Here is a 15,548-nt window from a genome sequence, read left to right on the forward strand (position 1 = left end):
CGAAACGCCGTTAAGTATTCCCTAAGTCACCAAAGTTGGTGGAAGCAACTCATCATGGGTGAATTCGATACGCGGCTTCTGGCAGTTGGGTTTACTTAGGGAATATTTTGAGGTGATTCTGTCCAAAGTATTCCCTAAGTAAAAGTCCTATGGCACAACCAGAATCCGCCGACGCGCACGGCTGGCTCCCACATACCATAAGCGATTGTGCTCCCTCACTTTAGCCAACAGAGCTTTTGCACTATCACCTCGTTCTGGATTGAGCCGTTTGCTTAAATCCTGACCATCAATACCACATTCTAGAAATGTACTGCCCTGGCTGTTGTGGACTGTGATTGCAAAGCAATTTCGCACATTGGCGAACTGCTCCAGGTGCCGATAATAGTCGCGCCACAGAAATGGATTTCGCTTAGCGATCGCCATCAGCCGACGCGCTTCTACATCAAAGCGGCTCTGCTCATCCTCGTGCAAAGCGTAGATTTGACGTACAACACCATCATCGGTTGTAACCTTTAACCTCCAGGCTTGGTAATTGCTGTAACGATCTTCTGAAAATTCTTGAATCGTGAATTCAGTTGAGGTTGAGAGGATGATCGTTTTACCATCGGGAGCCAAAACTGGATCGCGTGTGATCAGCCGTTCGCCGGGAAGAAACCGGGAAGTAGTCTTGCCATACAGATGATTGCGAATCTGCTGGTTGTAGTAATCCACTTGAGCATTGGTCCAGCAGAGAATCCTGAAGCAATCGGGATTTTGAATGAATTCCCTGGAGGTTTTCTTGAAGGCATACTTTAGGAGCGATCGCCGCTTGACCAGCAACGAGCCGTTACTCTTGTCCGGCAGATATTTTGCAAATGGCTCAAAGGGCGCTTTGCTCTTCGTCACTGCATAACGGCAAGCCGTGATAAATTCCAACAGCGGACTATCTGTGCTCTGGCGCACCACTTGAGTCAACACGGCTCTATTGGGTATGGTGAAGGCTGGCGATCGCCCTTCATTCACCGGGTTAAGCTGAGCCGGATCGCCCATCAGAATCATTTTGAGCGGGTGCCACGTTGATGTTCTTTTGGACGCTTCCTCAATCCAGTGCCAGAGTTGTTCTCCAATCATGGAGCACTCGTCAATAAACACAACATCAAACAGTCCAATGTATGACGTTCCCGTCGGTGCCAGCACTTTTTCGTTACCTCTGGAAACCATGCCTAGTCCCAGCAATTGATGAATTGTGAAGAAGTCTACACCAGTCACCCCATTTTCTAGCGCCATGCGTTGCAACACGCCCACAGCCTTATTGGTGGGCGCGGTCAGAACGACTCGTTTCCCCTGACTGACCAAAACTTTGACTAATTGGAACACAATCGTCGATTTTCCCGTCCCCGCATATCCCACTAGCAGAAACAGGGCAGCCGCGACCGTCGGTTGCAGAAATGTCCACATTGCGTCCAGTGCTTTACGCTGCTGCTCAGTCAATTGAAAGGGGAAAGAGACAGCCGGGGAGGAAGCAGGAAGGGTTTGCATCATTACGACTCCGCTAATTTCATCCACAAATCAGCTCGGCACAGCGGTAGCTGGTTGTTTTGGTCTTCCCGAAATCAGCAACCCAATTCAATTGAGTCCTGTTTTAGTACAAATGTTTATAAACTAAGCTGTAACAGTCTGAGAGCTGTACCATCGCTCTACCTCCTACCCCTACGAAACCACTAGCCATGTGGTTACGCACTTAGGGAACAACTATATCCAGATGGACAGTTCTGGTCTATTATTCTTGGCAGTCCGTGGTAATTTCTTATATAAGATTAGTAACCGCAGCTATGGAGACTCAAAAACCGAAACGGAAAGGGCGAGATCAGCTCTATGGAGAACTCAAGAAGCCGACCATGATTGCACTCACTCCCACCGGAGTTGAAAAGCTGGATGAGTTAGCCGCTGCATTCTCTCTGTCTCGTTCCGAATTCATCGAGCGCATTGCTCGGGGAATGCTTTCCGTACAAGGAATCGAGTAATTACAAACCTATGGAGAATGTAAAGTCCAATGCCCTTTAAAGCTTGAAAACACCAGGAAATCGTCTTGGCGGGTGAAGTCCTGGTGCCTTCGATGCTTCAGTTAAAACCAGAACGACCATATCAACGATATGCCCTTCCTAATTGGATAGGTTGTGACCTGCCCATTAATGACAGGTTAGCAAATTACTCGATCCTTGAAAAGGGCAGAGGTTCTTACCTCCTAAGAATCTAGGTATGGCGTTTTGATTTCGTATAATTCTTTTCAACGCTTGAGCCATGATGCAACCCAAACCCAGCGATCGCGAGGACAGCACCCCCCTCATCGAAGACTCCACCCAGTTAGAATTAACTGAGGTAGAAGTTCTGCCCTCTCAGTCCACCCGGACTAAAATCCGCAAGCCGCGCAACCTGCCTCGAACAGAACCACCTCTATTTACCACCAAGTCAATGGAGATGATTGCCAGTGGAGCACCTGTCATCAGTGCGACGCAGGCTTTTTTAAAGCCTCCAGATTGGAGCGAGTATGGGCAGGAGCGCCTTTACTTCCAAAAACACTTTGGCAAAGGGCGCTACATCGAGTTCTACGTCCTGAACAAGCAAAAGCACCAGGCAGAGTCGATTTCTACGCAAGCAGAGCGCGAAATCCTGGAGCAATACGGGGTAATGGCAGCTCGTCTCCATGCGGTCTTTGCTACCTATGCTTCATTGCAGTCTGAACCTTGGAAAGAGCCGTTTCATCTGCTCGGTACAGACCTGATCAAAACGCTCAAGGTTCACAACAGCAATAAGTTCACCAAGTCACAGAAGCTTAAGGCAGTTGCTGACCTGGCATGGGTTGTCGGGACGTTAGGTGCAGTCATCCACTGGTTTGAAGGCGACATGGATCTCTGCGTTCGAGAGCGAAGCTTGCTCTGGATCGTCAGCGTCCAGGAATACACCCAACCCAATGTCGATGGGGAATCCGAAGAATTGCATGAGGTGGTGATCCGGGTGCAACCAGGACTATGGACCCATAGCTTCCTAAACCGGGAGGGCGCACAACAGCGGAAAGCCCTGTATCAGTATGGACTGATTCCTAAAGAAGTCTTTGATATCGATCCCCACCGGCGCAAAATGGCGACCAGCATGGCGCTGTATCTAATCCAGAATAGCCGTTCTCGTCCGAATGGGGTTTATACCGTTGAAAGCCTACTGGAAAGTGTTTTACCTAGCAGTGACATTGAGAAAGCGCTGTCCGATCGCCGCTACGGGTGGAAATTAAAGGAATCGGTAGACAATGCTCTACTCACCCTCAAAGATAACCTCAAGATTGACATCGACTTTGATGATGAAACCTATCCCCTGTGGCTAAGACCCGTCTGGAGCCTACCCGATGAAATAGCAGACCTGCCCACAAAAGAGCGAAACCAGCAACTCTTGGGGGCAAAGTGGCTACCGGATAGCTACATTTCCAAGCATTGGTTCCCGGCAAAACTCACCTTCCGGCTACCCGTGCAGATTCAAGAGTGTTTGGATGAGCTTGAAACCAGACGAACAGAAAAGACCAGCCGAGCCTCCGCTGGTGCCAATACTACGCGGAACAAGTCTAACAGCAAAGTCAAGGGCACTACAGCTAAAGCGCTACTGCCTGCGGCTGAGCTGGATGGAAAGACAGTGAAAGCTGCCCGTCAAGCAAAGGGATGGACTCAAGCCCAGCTTGCTACCACGATCGGCAAGAGTGTCAGTTGGGTAAAGCTGGTCGAGAGCGATCGCCGTCGCGCAGTCGATGAGGATCAAAGCTTGCTACGTCAGGTTCTTGGCATCCAGTAATGCAATTGAACTTGGTTACAAGATCTGTAACCCTACTGTAACCATTGTCAAATAAAGGTTTTAGACAAGCTCAACCTCCATTAAAGTCCCATAGTCGTGACATTAGCATCCCCATGCGGTGACTTGATTCAGTAGGAAAGGCGATCGCCTTTCCGTGTAACTCTCTGTAACCATTGATATGAAAAGGTTTTAGCTATATTTATCAGGTTAAACTTCCCCTTTTAATGACATCAATACCCCCTGGTCGTGACTTGAGTACCACTCGGACTAAGTATAGGGAGAATTTAGTTACAACCACATCTAGCGAGACTTAAAGAGAAGATCCGCTATATATAGCCATAATGCAATTGAACTACGCGAAATACAGTAGTGCACTAAAACAATTCCACTAAATCTAGAAGCCTAAACTCGCTTTTCTGATGTCTTTGTAACCTGAGCGTAACTTTGCTGTAACCATTGATATAAAAGGCTTTTAGCCGCAATGCCTGATAGTTACAATCCCCTAACCGTGACATCAGCCTCCCCCAGTCGTGACTTGCCCTCTAGGCTCAAGTCCCAAGCCGTTGTAACTCTTCTGTAACTAGCATCAGATCTAGATTCCAGATCATTTTGGTTACAAATCTGCGGTAATAAGCTCCTCTGGATGGGACTTTAATTTCCTATCGCCGTGACTTCCGTATCCCCTACAAGTGACTTTACCTTCCTCTTACTGTGACTTTAAATTTTCAGAATGGTTGTGGAGCAAGCTATTTCAGAATGGTTACACGTCTGATCAGATCAATCAGATCGATCAGCTTGTAACCCCCTGTTTTGTGGAAACAGGGGGTTACGCTTTAAACGCAAAAAGACAAAAACTCACCCGCCACCCATGTTTTGCAAATTTATCCCAGTGATCGTCTTTGGCTCGCTCAAGTGGATGAACACATTCGCGACATCATTACCGATTTGATTAGTTGAACTTTGATTAGTTGAACCGCATGTCAGAAACCACCATTGTTTTACAGCAGCTTTACCGCTTGATTCTCCATGAACATCAGCAGCTTTATAGCGTTTGGCAAAGCACTGATGTTCTACAGTCACAGTATGATCAGTCCCTCACCCCTGCTGTGGTAGAAGCACATCTTCAGGGCAACCTAATTATCTCGGTGCGCCTCCTCCAACCGGCGACGAATCTGGCTAAAGCAGGTTGCATTGATTTTGATGCTCCCAAAGATGGCAGTGATGAACAGACTTTGCGTGAGGTGCTGAGTCTGTCTCAACGAGTGCAACAAATCGCTACTAGTCAAGGACTCTCTGCTTATCTGGAATTTAGTGGTCGTCGTGGGTTTCATCTCTGGTTGTTTGCTGATATGCCGCTGCCTGGTGCTACCTGGGTCAAGGCATTGCAGAACCTCTGTTATTTAGCTGATTACAAGCCAAAGGAGATTTATCCCGCCACAGCAACAACGGCGATCGATGGTAAGGCAGCGGGACGACCGATTAAATTGCCCTGCGGCAAGCATCAAATCAGTGGTAAGTGGAGCGGTTTCTTAAGTGAACCTGTGAACTGGTCTGAAGGATTTCCGGTAGTGCCCGACGATCAGGCGGGTCTAATGGCATCCTTTCAGCAGATTCCTGTGGCTCAACTGGCTCAACTAGCTGCACTTGAAGCCAGCCTCAGCAGTGCGATCAGTAAAAATGGGCATCAAAAGGGAAATGCCTTTCAGGAGCGATCGGGGTTTGCTGGGAGTTTAACCGTTCAGCATTCTACTGCTACAAAATCGACAAACTTTTCAATTCTGGCTCCTGATGAGCATCCCGCTTGTATTCACTACCTGATGAACCAGGGTGCGCCAACCGATCAAGACTACAACTCAGTCAACTTAACTCTGGCGCGTTATGTCATCACCAGGGGATGGGAACATAACCAGTCAGAACCCTTGGCAGAAGCAATGGCACGAGCGTCTGATCACCATCCCACCAGCAAAACGACGGTTGAATCCAGGCTCAGAAATTTCCACAGCACCTATGCTTCGGTTAAACGAAATCCTCACGACTATCAGTGGAGTTGCAGCTACATTCGCAACAGCCGTGAGTTAGTCCACTGTGGAGGTTGCACGGGCTATGCCTGCCCCTTTTGGCAATGGGAGAAGCCAGAGGGTGATAACGAGGTTGCTAGACGGGTTGAACGAGATTTGCTGGCTTACATCCTGCACCACCCAGAAGCCGGGATGCAGGAAGCCTTGGGTGTGGATTTACCCGTTGAGGGCTTTATCGCCACGTTTATGCCCAAAGGCGACGACCTAAAGCCGTTTTATCTGCACCAAAGGCTCTGGGAATGCTTTGTAAGCCTGGAGATAGAAGGTAGGGAGCTAACGCCCAGTCTCGTTCTCTCACGGCTGGAAAAATTGGTGATGGAGCGTTCTCCCCTACCGACACCGATTCTGAATCAAGTTGCTGCTTATTTGGATGAGCTTTTGAATCTGGCTCCCTGTGATTGGGAGACGTTTACAGAACTCCTCATGAGAGTGCGAGATACTGGATTGCGACTACTAGCAAAAGAGCAGGCTGCCACTGCATCGGAATTGTTGGATAGCCCCTTACATCCTGTTACCGAAACGCTGGAAACACTCATTCACCATTCCCAACATCTTCAGCAACGGAATGCCTCAGAAGTCATGCCAATGGTGGCCTATACCCAGGACTTGATCCGGGAATTGTTTGGGCAACCGCAAACGGCGATCGCCACCCCTGCTCCTTGGCTGAATCGTTCTCTCAATGGTGGTCTACATCCCGGCAGGCTTTATGTTGTGGGTGCCCCGCCTGGCTCAGGAAAAACGACCTGGTGCGCCTGGTGTGCGGATGAAGCAGCAAAAGCTAAAATCCCCGTGCTGTACGTCTCCTTTGAGATGGGGAAGCAGCAACTTTGGGTGAATGCTTTGTCGCGGATGGGTGGGTTGAACTCCGGCTTAATTGAAGCAAAACATTGGATGAACGCTGACTATGCCCATGCAGAATGGTTGAAACAGCAAACAGCGTTGGCAATTCGGGCATACGATCAGCAGATTGCAGAATATCTGACGGTTTTAGAAGCAGGTCCAGAGGTTACAGTTGCTCATTTGAAGGGGACGATCGCTCAAATTCGCCGCATTGCAGAACTTGATAAAATAGCGCCCGTGTTGGTGATTGTCGATTATTTACAACTCATGTGTTGTGGCGATGAAAAGCTCGACTCTGGTGCCAATGAAGTGTTGCGGGTTTCGCGTGTGGCGACGGGGTTAAAACAACTGGCGCGGGACACGGGTGCTGCTGTGGTGGCGATTAGTGACATTAATAAGGCAGCCTACCAGGAAGCACTTCGGACTGGAACATTAGATATGGGTGCGTTACGGGACTCGTTCAAGATTGCCCATGCCGCAGACTGCATCATGCTGCTCCAGACAGGTAAGGCACAGCGAGGCAATGACCAACCTAGAGATCAGCTTGACTTGCTGGAAGAACGCTATGCCGGGGACTATCTCAGACTCCGGCAAATTCAAGACGTGCGCGCCCAGTATCCGCTTAATGAAAAAGCGAAGGCGACCTATGCGCGACTCAGCATTCTCAAAAATCGGGGTGGTGTCACAGCAGAGCCATTGTTTGTCTATGAGCGGGCTTACCACCGCTTCATTCCGGTTGATTTGGATTTAGGAGAGGACAATGACCGTGAAGATCTCTAGCCCCAATGTTAGTGGTGTAGAAGCAAATTCCAATCTCCCTACGGCTGCTGATCCACTGTATGAGGATTTGATGGACTGGGCAAAATCTCGGAAACGGCAGTTTCTGAGGAATCGGGTTCAACAAAGTAGCGAACCTATTAAAGCTGCAACTGCTGAATCAGAAACACCATCTGCGAGCGATGCTTGGATTGAAACCTGGTATACTCCACCGCCTCTACCATCGCGGATTGCCAAACAGAAAGCGACGTTCTTCCAGAGCCACTCCGTGAATGCTTCCAGTGCCCCCTATCAAGAAGCGGGAGGAGGAGTAGAAGCAGAGGAAGTCAAGGAGATCAAACCTTTGCTCTCTCCTAGTCCTGCAACCTCTTTATCTCCTCCAAACCACGACAGTTTTGAGATTGGTCAACAAGTTGTTCTCCGTCCAGACTCTCAGCGGGTACCTGCTGGTATTCCGATTGATGCCGTACTGATCATTCAGGAGATGTATGTCAATGTTTATCGGCAACATGAGAATACTTGGTGTGTTTGGTGTAGCAGTGATGCTTTTTCTGGTTTGAAGTCAATTGATTCAGATTGTTTAATGCCATTACCAAAGCCAGTTCATAAAGCTGATATAGAAAGTGTATTTAAAACAGAATTTAACGGTCTAAATATAGATGAAAAACCAAATTCTGTTTTATCTCATACGCCTGTAAACTTCGAGTTTGTTGAAGATGGACAACGGCTTGCAGAAGTACTCAAGCCTTTCCAAACTTGCCAAGTCATTGCGGTTGATACAGAAACCACTGGGCTTGATCCATTGAAGGATCGAATTCGTCTAGTGCAAATTGCTGCGGCTAACCAGCCGATTATTATCATTGACCTGTTTAAAGTTGCCAAGGAAACGCTAACTCCTCTGTGTGACCTGCTTCAAGGTACTCCAATCAAAGTTTTGCAGAATGCCAAATTTGATTTGAAGTTTCTTCAACAGGCAGGACTTCCCATTGCTGGCAAACTGTTCGACACGATGATAGCAGCGCAATTACTGGATGCAGGTGTGCGATCGCACGGTTACAACTTGGCGGAACTAGTCAAGGTCTATTTAGGAGAAGAACTCTCCAAAGAACAGCAACGAAGTGATTGGAGTAATCCCAGTCTTTTTTCTGAACAGTTAGAGTATGCAGCGCGAGATGCAGCGATTCTGCTGCGGTTGCGTGAGGTGATGAAACCCAAGCTGACAGGTGCTCGTTTGGTGGAAACTGCCAAATTGGAGTTTGATTGTTTGGGAGCGATCGCCCAAATGGAACTCAATGGAATGCTGCTCGATCTCTCCCGATGGGATGCCCTACGACAAGAACTTGAACAAAGAAGAGATCAATTAGCAGATGCATTACGACACCAATTTCAACCAGCTTTGCTCAGCACTCAACTTGATATTTTGGGCAATCAAACTTCTTTCAATCTGGACAGTCAGCAGCAGGTATTAGAGGCACTACAGCAGATGGGTGTGCCAGTGGAGAATACTAGCAAGCTCTCTCTGATTCCTTTGGCAGAAGAGTATCCGCCCGTCAGAGCATTGCTGGACTACCGCAAAGCAGCAAAATCAGTCCAAGCATTTGCCAGTAGTCTGCCCAAGCACGTTCACCCCATTACTGGACGAATTCATCCGGATTATCAGCAAATGGGGGCTGCTACTGGACGCATGTCTTGTCGAAACCCCAACCTGCAACAGATTCCTAGGGATAAAATCTTTCGCAGTTGCTTTATTCCGGCTCCAGGCTATCGCTTAGTTGTGGCGGATTACTCTCAGATTGAGTTGCGGGTGGCAGCGGAACTGAGTGGCGATCGCCGCATGATTGAGGCATACCAGAACGATGAAGACCTGCACCGACTCACGGCTGCTCTGATTGCTGATAAATCCCTCGATCAGGTTGAAAAATCAGAGCGGCAGGCAGCAAAAGCCGTCAACTTTGGGCTGATTTACGCGATGGGTGCCAAGGGTCTGGCAGAGTACGCCTACAACAACTATGGGGTACAAATGAGCTTGAAGCAGGCAGAAACCTTTCGGAAGCGATATTTTGAGGCGTATCAGGGAATTGCCCGATGGCATGGGGCGATCAAGCGTAGGCTACCAAGAGAAATGCGAACAGTGGGCGATCGCCTTCGGTGCTGGAAAGATGAGCCGAAGTTAACAGAGCTGCTAAATACTCCAGTTCAGGGAACTGCCGCAGATATTACTAAGGCTGCTTTAGCGAAACTCCCGATGGCATTGAAAGGAACAGGAGCCAGGTTAATTGGCACCGTGCATGACGAAATTTTGCTGGAAGCTCCAGAAGATGCAGCAGAACAGGCTGCACAGATTCTTCAACAAGTGATGGAGCAGGCTGGACAGAGGTACTTAAGAAAGGTGCCAGTGAAAGCAGAGGTGGCGATCGCTCTTAACTGGGCAGAGAAGTAAGGTTTCAAGAACCTGCCCTTGCTTACTCAATGAGCATCATAGGTACGGCGATTCCTGATTATGTTTCTGGCAATTCCTCATTCAACAAACTGTCTAAATCTCGCATGCCTGGCAAAATCCGCAGAATTTCTAGACGTGTGTCTTTGACGCGATAAACGACGACGTAAGCTGTTTTACCAATTTTGGGAGTTATCAGTTCTCTGGTACCAAAAACTCGCCCCGGTTTACCCAGGTTGGGCATTGAGGAAAGCCGCTTAATCAATTGCTTTAGCCGGGAAGCGACCGCTTTCGCTGCCTCTGGGTCGTCTTCAGCAATGTAGGCACGAATAGCTGCTAAATCCTTTACTGCAAGCGAAAGAAATACTATGCGCATGGAGCAGGCGTTTCATCCTTCGTTCCCCAAGTATCCAACCACGCATCCACTGCTTCACCCTCTACCCATTCGGCTTCAGGACTGTCCGCCAACGCAATCGCTTCTTCAATCGTTTGAATTTGCCAAAGGTGTTGCTCAATGTAGAAGGAGATCGCCTCTGCTGCCAGCCAGGACTTACTACGCCGAGTACTCTGCGCTAAAGCATCCAGCTTGTCTTTTAATTCTGGAGCTAATCGAATGGTAAGGACTTCACTTTGAGCCATCAGTGTTCTCCAAATTTCCCCCATTCTAGCGTAGAGAATACAGTGTATACAATGTCTTCACTATGTGAGTTCACTAGCTGCGATCGCCCTCGCCACCCTCTCAAGCCATCAAACACGCCTTAAAAGGATTCATCGGGTTCGTAATACCGCCAGTTGTAGCGGCGCGATCGGCTACCACTGTCCAACTTATCGATCGCCTCCGGATCACCATTCAAAAACTCGCCCAGATCCTCGTACTGGTTGGGATACCAGGAACCAGAAGTTGTGGTTTTTGGCTCATCGGGTAGTACCAAAGTTTCCCCAGGTTTCAGATGGGCAAAGCGCGGGTGACATTCATCTTGAGTTCTGCCATCTGGGGTCAGGAGTTCTTCGCTTTCATCATCGGGTTCCCGATCGTATTCTTGAACCAGCAAACCGTTCTCCAGACGCTTAATGTGCCACGGCATTGTTATCCTCCTTGCTGTTCAATTCAAGAATAGCCACCTGGCTGATTTTGCCCTGGCTGCTTTGTGTAAACGTCAAAAAACAGTCTAACGCTTTCTAAGTTAGATGGTAGTACGTTTATATCATGAACCGTAGGTAATGGATCTGACCACGCGGGTCATTGAGGGTTCCGGTCTCAGCATCCCGATTTTTGATGGGGCGCACAACAACGGGAAGGGACGGTATCTGTCGGAGCCGGAGATTATTAAAAACTCTTTGCTGGAACAGATGTTTGAGCCAGAGGAGTTGCAATCTCTGCTGCTCGTAAAAATTGACAATCGTAATCCTGATGCAAATCATCTGCGGGCGCGCAATTTTGCCGATGGCACTTCGCGACGGCTCACGTTTAGTTCTGGCAACAGTTACTACTTTGCAGATGATGAATTGCGTAAAAAGATTCGGCGCTTATTTGCGACAGAGCCGGATACTGCCTGTCGGTATGGTTCTCTATTAGTGAGTAACTGCTACAAAGGGTCTAACACGTTGGAGAACCTGCGGGTCAAAATTGTGGATTTCAATGACCCGGAGTATTCCCACTACAAAACTGGCGATTGTCACGGTAAGATTTCGCCGCAGCTTGCTCGTCACTTAGGGGGTGAGCAAAACTGTCCGTTTCAATTTCGGTTTGCCTGGAGGAAGCAATGGGCAGAAGGACGCGAGGAAAACTGTCCACGTGTCAGCTTCTTATCTAAGGGAACGCTATTGCCCGATGCCCGACTGACTGAGGCAGAGGGCTATGACATCATCATGGATCGATCGTCGATCAAGGGGATTAAAAAAGCCCGGTTGGACGAGCTGGTTCCGTGTGGAGATTATGAGTTTCCTCAAGCCGCAATGGGAAACCGGGGCAATGCCAGAGCCACCAGTTATGACAATAGCTGGCAGTTTACCATCTGGTATTCCGAGGATGCAGTGCGGCAGGATTTGAAGCAGCCGACGGAGGAAAAAGCCAAAGTTCTAGCAGATTTACAGCGGAATCCTCTGGCACTGGCACGATACATTGTGCAGGAATACGACAAAGAGCAGCAACGGCGACAGGAGCGATCGGAAGAAGACTTTGAGGATGAGGATGGTAATGCCAACAGCCCGATGCAGGAATCTCGCTGGATTTCGTTGCTGCGAAGCGACAAATATGGGCAATTAGTTGAAACTCCCAAGTTTCGGAAGTTTGCAACGGATTATGTAGCGGGTAGATGGCGGGATTTAGCGATTAAGAGCGGCTACAGCCATAGTTCTGGTATGGCGATGCCATCGGAGGACTTACCGCGTGGCACGGTTTGTGTGCCTCATCTGCCAGAAGGTGATGTGATTCTGACCCGCTATCCGATCGTTAACTCAGACAATATTCGTCTCTACCATAACAGCCACGACCCGGAACTCAAAAAAACTCGTAATGTCATCTGGATTAACCCCAAAGATGCGGAGGAATATCACCAGGCAGACTTCGATGGTGATCAACTCATGATTAGCCCTGCTAGCCAGTTGCCTAACCTTGCCAAAGAAACGCTGCGAGCGGGCGAGCCAGGACGGTTTGAAGCGGTGAAACAACGCCCCAAGCTGGCTTACAGCGAAGTTGTAACTGATGATGGTGGCTCAAAGTATCAGAATTTGGCTCAGATTGCTGCTGCGGCGAATCAGAACAAGGTGGGACTGGTGGCAACCAACATTGGGCGGGTGCAATCGTCGATGCCGGGGGAAGGGGAGAATGTCGAGCGGTTTGAGCGCCGTCAACGCAAACTGCTTAACCGTCTGTTTCAAGCACTTCAGGTCGAGGTCGATTCACCCAAAAGTGCAGAGCGGTTGGAGGACATCAAGGAGATCGAAGGGGAGAATCTGCTTTCGGATGCGAAGCGCTGGTCAGAATCTCATCCCAGCCACTTTTTTGACTTTAAGAAGGACGATCGCCTCTATCGCAGTTTCGCTATGCCTGCGGACGCTCCCGGTTCGATCAATGTGCTTGCCAGGGAGGTAGTCAATCCGTTGTGGGAGCCAACTCGGATTCGTAGCCGCGATCGCCATGAGTTCCGCTATCTATTTCCCAAAGATGAGTTGTCTGTGGATGCGTTGGAGTGGGCAGAGGAATTAAAGACCCGCTTCCAGCAAGCCAGAGATGAGATTCAGGAGCGGGTTGGCGAAGATCGGGATGCTTTCAATGAGGAGTTGGGCAAGCTTTACGATAGCTATCGGGCTGAGATCAATGAATTGTTTCCGACCCCAGAGGAGCGGTTTGAGGGAGCCGCTGCACTCTGGTATACCCAGCACACGCGCCCGGAAATGGATCGGCATCGTCGGGACTGCCTGACGCTGGCAGAGCAAATGGATATCACCTTTGCCCTTCAGCATGGCTATGAAGTACCCAGTGAAGCGTTACCCAGAGATGCTCATGTATTGAGTGTACCGTTTGGGTCGGATGCGATTCGGTGGAAGGAAACTCTGGAGCATAAGGGCATTCAATTTGATGCGATCATTCATCCTCAGCTACCGATGATTGAATTTGCACTCAAAGATATTCCCCCACGACTGGTTGAGAAACTGGAGGCTAAGTTTGGCAAGAACGTTAATGATCTGGATATGCTTCATGTACCTGATGATTTGCGAATTATTCCTCCTGCTGATCATACCTGGGCAGAATCGCGGCAGGATTCGGGAGTAGGGGCACTGGCATACAACCTGTTTACCGAGGAAGTTTGTCAGCAGCTTCAGGCATTTCAGTTTGATGAAATCAAGATTTTGGGCATTCGCCACAATGATTTCGCTGGGGAGAACTTTGCCAGTAAGCAATGGCGCAATCAAGCAGTGAGCTTGCAGGTGGGTGCATTTGAATTGCCGGAATCGCATCCAGAGTACTACCGTTATAACGGCACCCCGATCGTCCAGATCGACGACAAGAACCTGGGCACCTTTTCACCAGATACGCCCAAATTACCGATCGGGAGTTCTTTTGAAGCTAAGCTACGTCCTGAAGGTTCAAGCGTGGTGCTGAAGTTGAACCCTGATTCGATTCAACTGCCTGAGCCAGTGCTCCCCAGTGCCGAATCATCTCAAAGTTCTGAATGGGATAGAGACCAATGGCTTAAGGAGATGTTTGAAGGGCTGGTGGCAGCCGTTCGCACAAGTTATGAACAGAAGGGGTCAAGTGATTCTGCAATTACTCAGCTTAAGGTAGGTGATAAATGGACTGCTTATGTTCAACAGACAGGGGATTTTATTATTCGGGACGAGACAAAACGAACAATTTGCCGAGGTAATCTATATACAGATGAGGAAATACTACCACTATCTAAAAAACACATTGGTGATTTGGAAGAAATGATGATAGCAAGAAAAGAAACTGCTCAGTATCAGGAACTATTAGCTATTAATCGTCAGGCTAAAAAGCAAAGAGAAACGCAATTAAGCTAAAAGCAATAAATCTGTGAATTTAAATAATTTTAATAACTCTTTTATCAGTTTTTAGAGAAATTTCGTAAACCTAAAGCAATTAAGCTTAAGAATAGCAAACCCATACTACCTGATAAAGGATTGCGGTCAATGCCTGTTACCCAAGCTGGAGCCTGATTAGAGTAACGTACTAGCTCCCCGACATTAACGATGTAATAACCCCACACTAAACCTGCATGAAGCCCGATCGCAAAACCTAAGCGCCCATGATGGATCTGTCTTGCCCAACCTAGTATTAACCCAAGCAGCAACAATCCTGGAAAACTAGGCAAGGTCCTCAAGATTTCTGACCAAGGTTTAATAAAATGTAAGAGGGCATAGATGGCGCTGCTACTCCAGATGGCAACCTGGGGATGATAATCCTGTTTCAACTCATCGACCAGCCAACCGCGAAATAGTAATCCCTCTGCGAATCCAACCCCTAATGCCACCATCAATCCTTCTAATATAAACCTGGGTAGGAGTTGCGTCATTTGCCAATTCACCCAACCCAGCCATTCCTCAGTAATGAACAGGCAGAAAAGACTAACAAAGCCAATACATAACCCTCTTAATAGCTCCAGTCCATTCTGACGTGTTCTGATCAAGCCATGATTTTGGAGTGGCTGAAATCGCTGATGTACAGTGCGCCCCCAGAACCACAACAGACAGATAAATTCACTGTACAAAAGTAACAGAGCAATAATGCTGATAGTATTACCTGTCCCCCAAAACCAGTAAATTGGAGCAGCAATTGGTAGCCATATTCCCATCAGAATTAGCAGGAAGATTCCCAGGCGAATGGGAGCAGGGTATTGAGCAATGCGACCAAAATGAAAGCAAAACATAAGGGGCAAGATCAGGGTGACTGCTGGGCTGCATACATTGCTTGTAGAACTAAGCCAGGATCAACCCAATTAGAGCCATATTTAAGTAGGGCGTGCTGAAAAAGTATTTCACGAGTTTTAAGAAGACAGACGGTTAAATCTTGGGATTCGCTAGAACTTAAGCAGCAGCCAGGGCGCATTGAGGATCGCGCCACTGCCGCTGCCATCGGTTGA

The 15,548-nt window shown here is 48.4% G+C and carries 10 protein-coding genes; 5 read left to right on the top strand and 5 right to left on the bottom strand.

The genetic code is table 11. The features are described from left to right. Positions 1–147 precede the first annotated feature (147 nt). Positions 148–1,521 (bottom strand): ATP-dependent DNA helicase, encoded by a 1,374-nt coding sequence (locus ACQ4M4_RS15275; RefSeq protein WP_316437231.1) that lies wholly within the window; start codon positions 1,519–1,521, stop codon positions 148–150. A gap of 290 nt (positions 1,522–1,811) precedes the next feature. On the opposite strand from ACQ4M4_RS15275, the gene ACQ4M4_RS15280 reads away from it, so the two are divergent. The 4 genes from ACQ4M4_RS15280 to ACQ4M4_RS15295 all read left to right on the top strand — a co-directional run bounded on the left by ACQ4M4_RS15280 (position 1,812) and on the right by ACQ4M4_RS15295 (position 9,948). Beyond that, complete coding sequence (locus ACQ4M4_RS15280; RefSeq protein WP_190574472.1) at positions 1,812–2,003, top strand: ribbon-helix-helix protein, CopG family; 192 nt, start codon at positions 1,812–1,814, stop codon at positions 2,001–2,003. Positions 2,004–2,280: 277 nt separating this feature from the next. Beyond that, on the top strand, positions 2,281–3,813 hold the full coding sequence (locus ACQ4M4_RS15285; RefSeq protein ID WP_316437230.1) for a helix-turn-helix domain-containing protein: 1,533 nt from the start codon (positions 2,281–2,283) through the stop codon (positions 3,811–3,813). Positions 3,814–4,790: 977 nt separating this feature from the next. Beyond that, positions 4,791–7,511, top strand: a complete 2,721-nt coding sequence (locus ACQ4M4_RS15290; RefSeq protein WP_430685300.1) for a DnaB-like helicase C-terminal domain-containing protein — start codon at positions 4,791–4,793, stop codon at positions 7,509–7,511. Next, positions 7,492–9,948 carry a bifunctional 3'-5' exonuclease/DNA polymerase gene (locus ACQ4M4_RS15295; RefSeq protein WP_430685301.1) on the top strand — a complete coding sequence of 819 codons (2,457 nt, stop codon included), beginning with the start codon at positions 7,492–7,494 and terminating at the stop codon, positions 9,946–9,948. The genes ACQ4M4_RS15290 and ACQ4M4_RS15295 overlap by 20 nt, the downstream gene beginning before the upstream one ends. A 58-nt stretch (positions 9,949–10,006) precedes the next feature. On the opposite strand, the gene ACQ4M4_RS15300 is transcribed toward ACQ4M4_RS15295, so the two are convergent. The 3 genes from ACQ4M4_RS15300 to ACQ4M4_RS15310 form a co-directional block, all read right to left on the bottom strand. Next, positions 10,007–10,321 (bottom strand): type II toxin-antitoxin system RelE/ParE family toxin, encoded by a 315-nt coding sequence (locus tag ACQ4M4_RS15300; protein WP_430685302.1) that lies wholly within the window; start codon positions 10,319–10,321, stop codon positions 10,007–10,009. Then, positions 10,312–10,584, bottom strand: coding sequence for a CopG family ribbon-helix-helix protein (locus ACQ4M4_RS15305; protein WP_430685303.1), 273 nt, complete (start codon positions 10,582–10,584; stop codon positions 10,312–10,314). The genes ACQ4M4_RS15300 and ACQ4M4_RS15305 overlap by 10 nt, the downstream gene beginning before the upstream one ends. A gap of 119 nt (positions 10,585–10,703) precedes the next feature. After that, entirely contained in the window at positions 10,704–11,030 is a 327-nt protein-coding gene (locus ACQ4M4_RS15310) for a hypothetical protein (RefSeq protein ID WP_316437222.1), read from the bottom strand. A gap of 136 nt (positions 11,031–11,166) precedes the next feature. On the opposite strand from ACQ4M4_RS15310, the gene ACQ4M4_RS15315 reads away from it, so the two are divergent. After that, on the top strand, positions 11,167–14,469 hold the full coding sequence (locus ACQ4M4_RS15315; protein WP_430685304.1) for a hypothetical protein: 3,303 nt from the start codon (positions 11,167–11,169) through the stop codon (positions 14,467–14,469). 44 nt (positions 14,470–14,513) lie between these two features. On the opposite strand, the gene ACQ4M4_RS15320 is transcribed toward ACQ4M4_RS15315, so the two are convergent. Then, entirely contained in the window at positions 14,514–15,335 is an 822-nt protein-coding gene (locus tag ACQ4M4_RS15320) for a CPBP family intramembrane glutamic endopeptidase (protein WP_430685305.1), read from the bottom strand. Positions 15,336–15,548 lie beyond the last annotated feature (213 nt).

The sequence above is a fragment of the Leptolyngbya sp. AN02str genome (assembly GCF_050565595.1).
Taxonomy (GTDB): domain Bacteria; phylum Cyanobacteriota; class Cyanobacteriia; order Elainellales; family Elainellaceae; genus Kaiparowitsia.

Bases quoted from the DNA above. Each gene is read 5' to 3' on its own strand.
- ACQ4M4_RS15275 (WP_316437231.1), bottom strand. From the start codon at position 1,521: ATGATGCAAACCCTTCCTGCTTCCTCCCCGGCTGTCTCTTTCCCCTTT.
- ACQ4M4_RS15280 (WP_190574472.1), top strand. From the start codon at position 1,812: ATGGAGACTCAAAAACCGAAACGGAAAGGGCGAGATCAGCTCTATGGA.
- ACQ4M4_RS15285 (WP_316437230.1), top strand. From the start codon at position 2,281: ATGATGCAACCCAAACCCAGCGATCGCGAGGACAGCACCCCCCTCATC.
- ACQ4M4_RS15290 (WP_430685300.1), top strand. From the start codon at position 4,791: ATGTCAGAAACCACCATTGTTTTACAGCAGCTTTACCGCTTGATTCTC.
- ACQ4M4_RS15295 (WP_430685301.1), top strand. From the start codon at position 7,492: ATGACCGTGAAGATCTCTAGCCCCAATGTTAGTGGTGTAGAAGCAAAT.
- ACQ4M4_RS15300 (WP_430685302.1), bottom strand. From the start codon at position 10,321: ATGCGCATAGTATTTCTTTCGCTTGCAGTAAAGGATTTAGCAGCTATT.
- ACQ4M4_RS15305 (WP_430685303.1), bottom strand. From the start codon at position 10,584: ATGGCTCAAAGTGAAGTCCTTACCATTCGATTAGCTCCAGAATTAAAA.
- ACQ4M4_RS15310 (WP_316437222.1), bottom strand. From the start codon at position 11,030: ATGCCGTGGCACATTAAGCGTCTGGAGAACGGTTTGCTGGTTCAAGAA.
- ACQ4M4_RS15315 (WP_430685304.1), top strand. From the start codon at position 11,167: ATGGATCTGACCACGCGGGTCATTGAGGGTTCCGGTCTCAGCATCCCG.
- ACQ4M4_RS15320 (WP_430685305.1), bottom strand. From the start codon at position 15,335: ATGTTTTGCTTTCATTTTGGTCGCATTGCTCAATACCCTGCTCCCATT.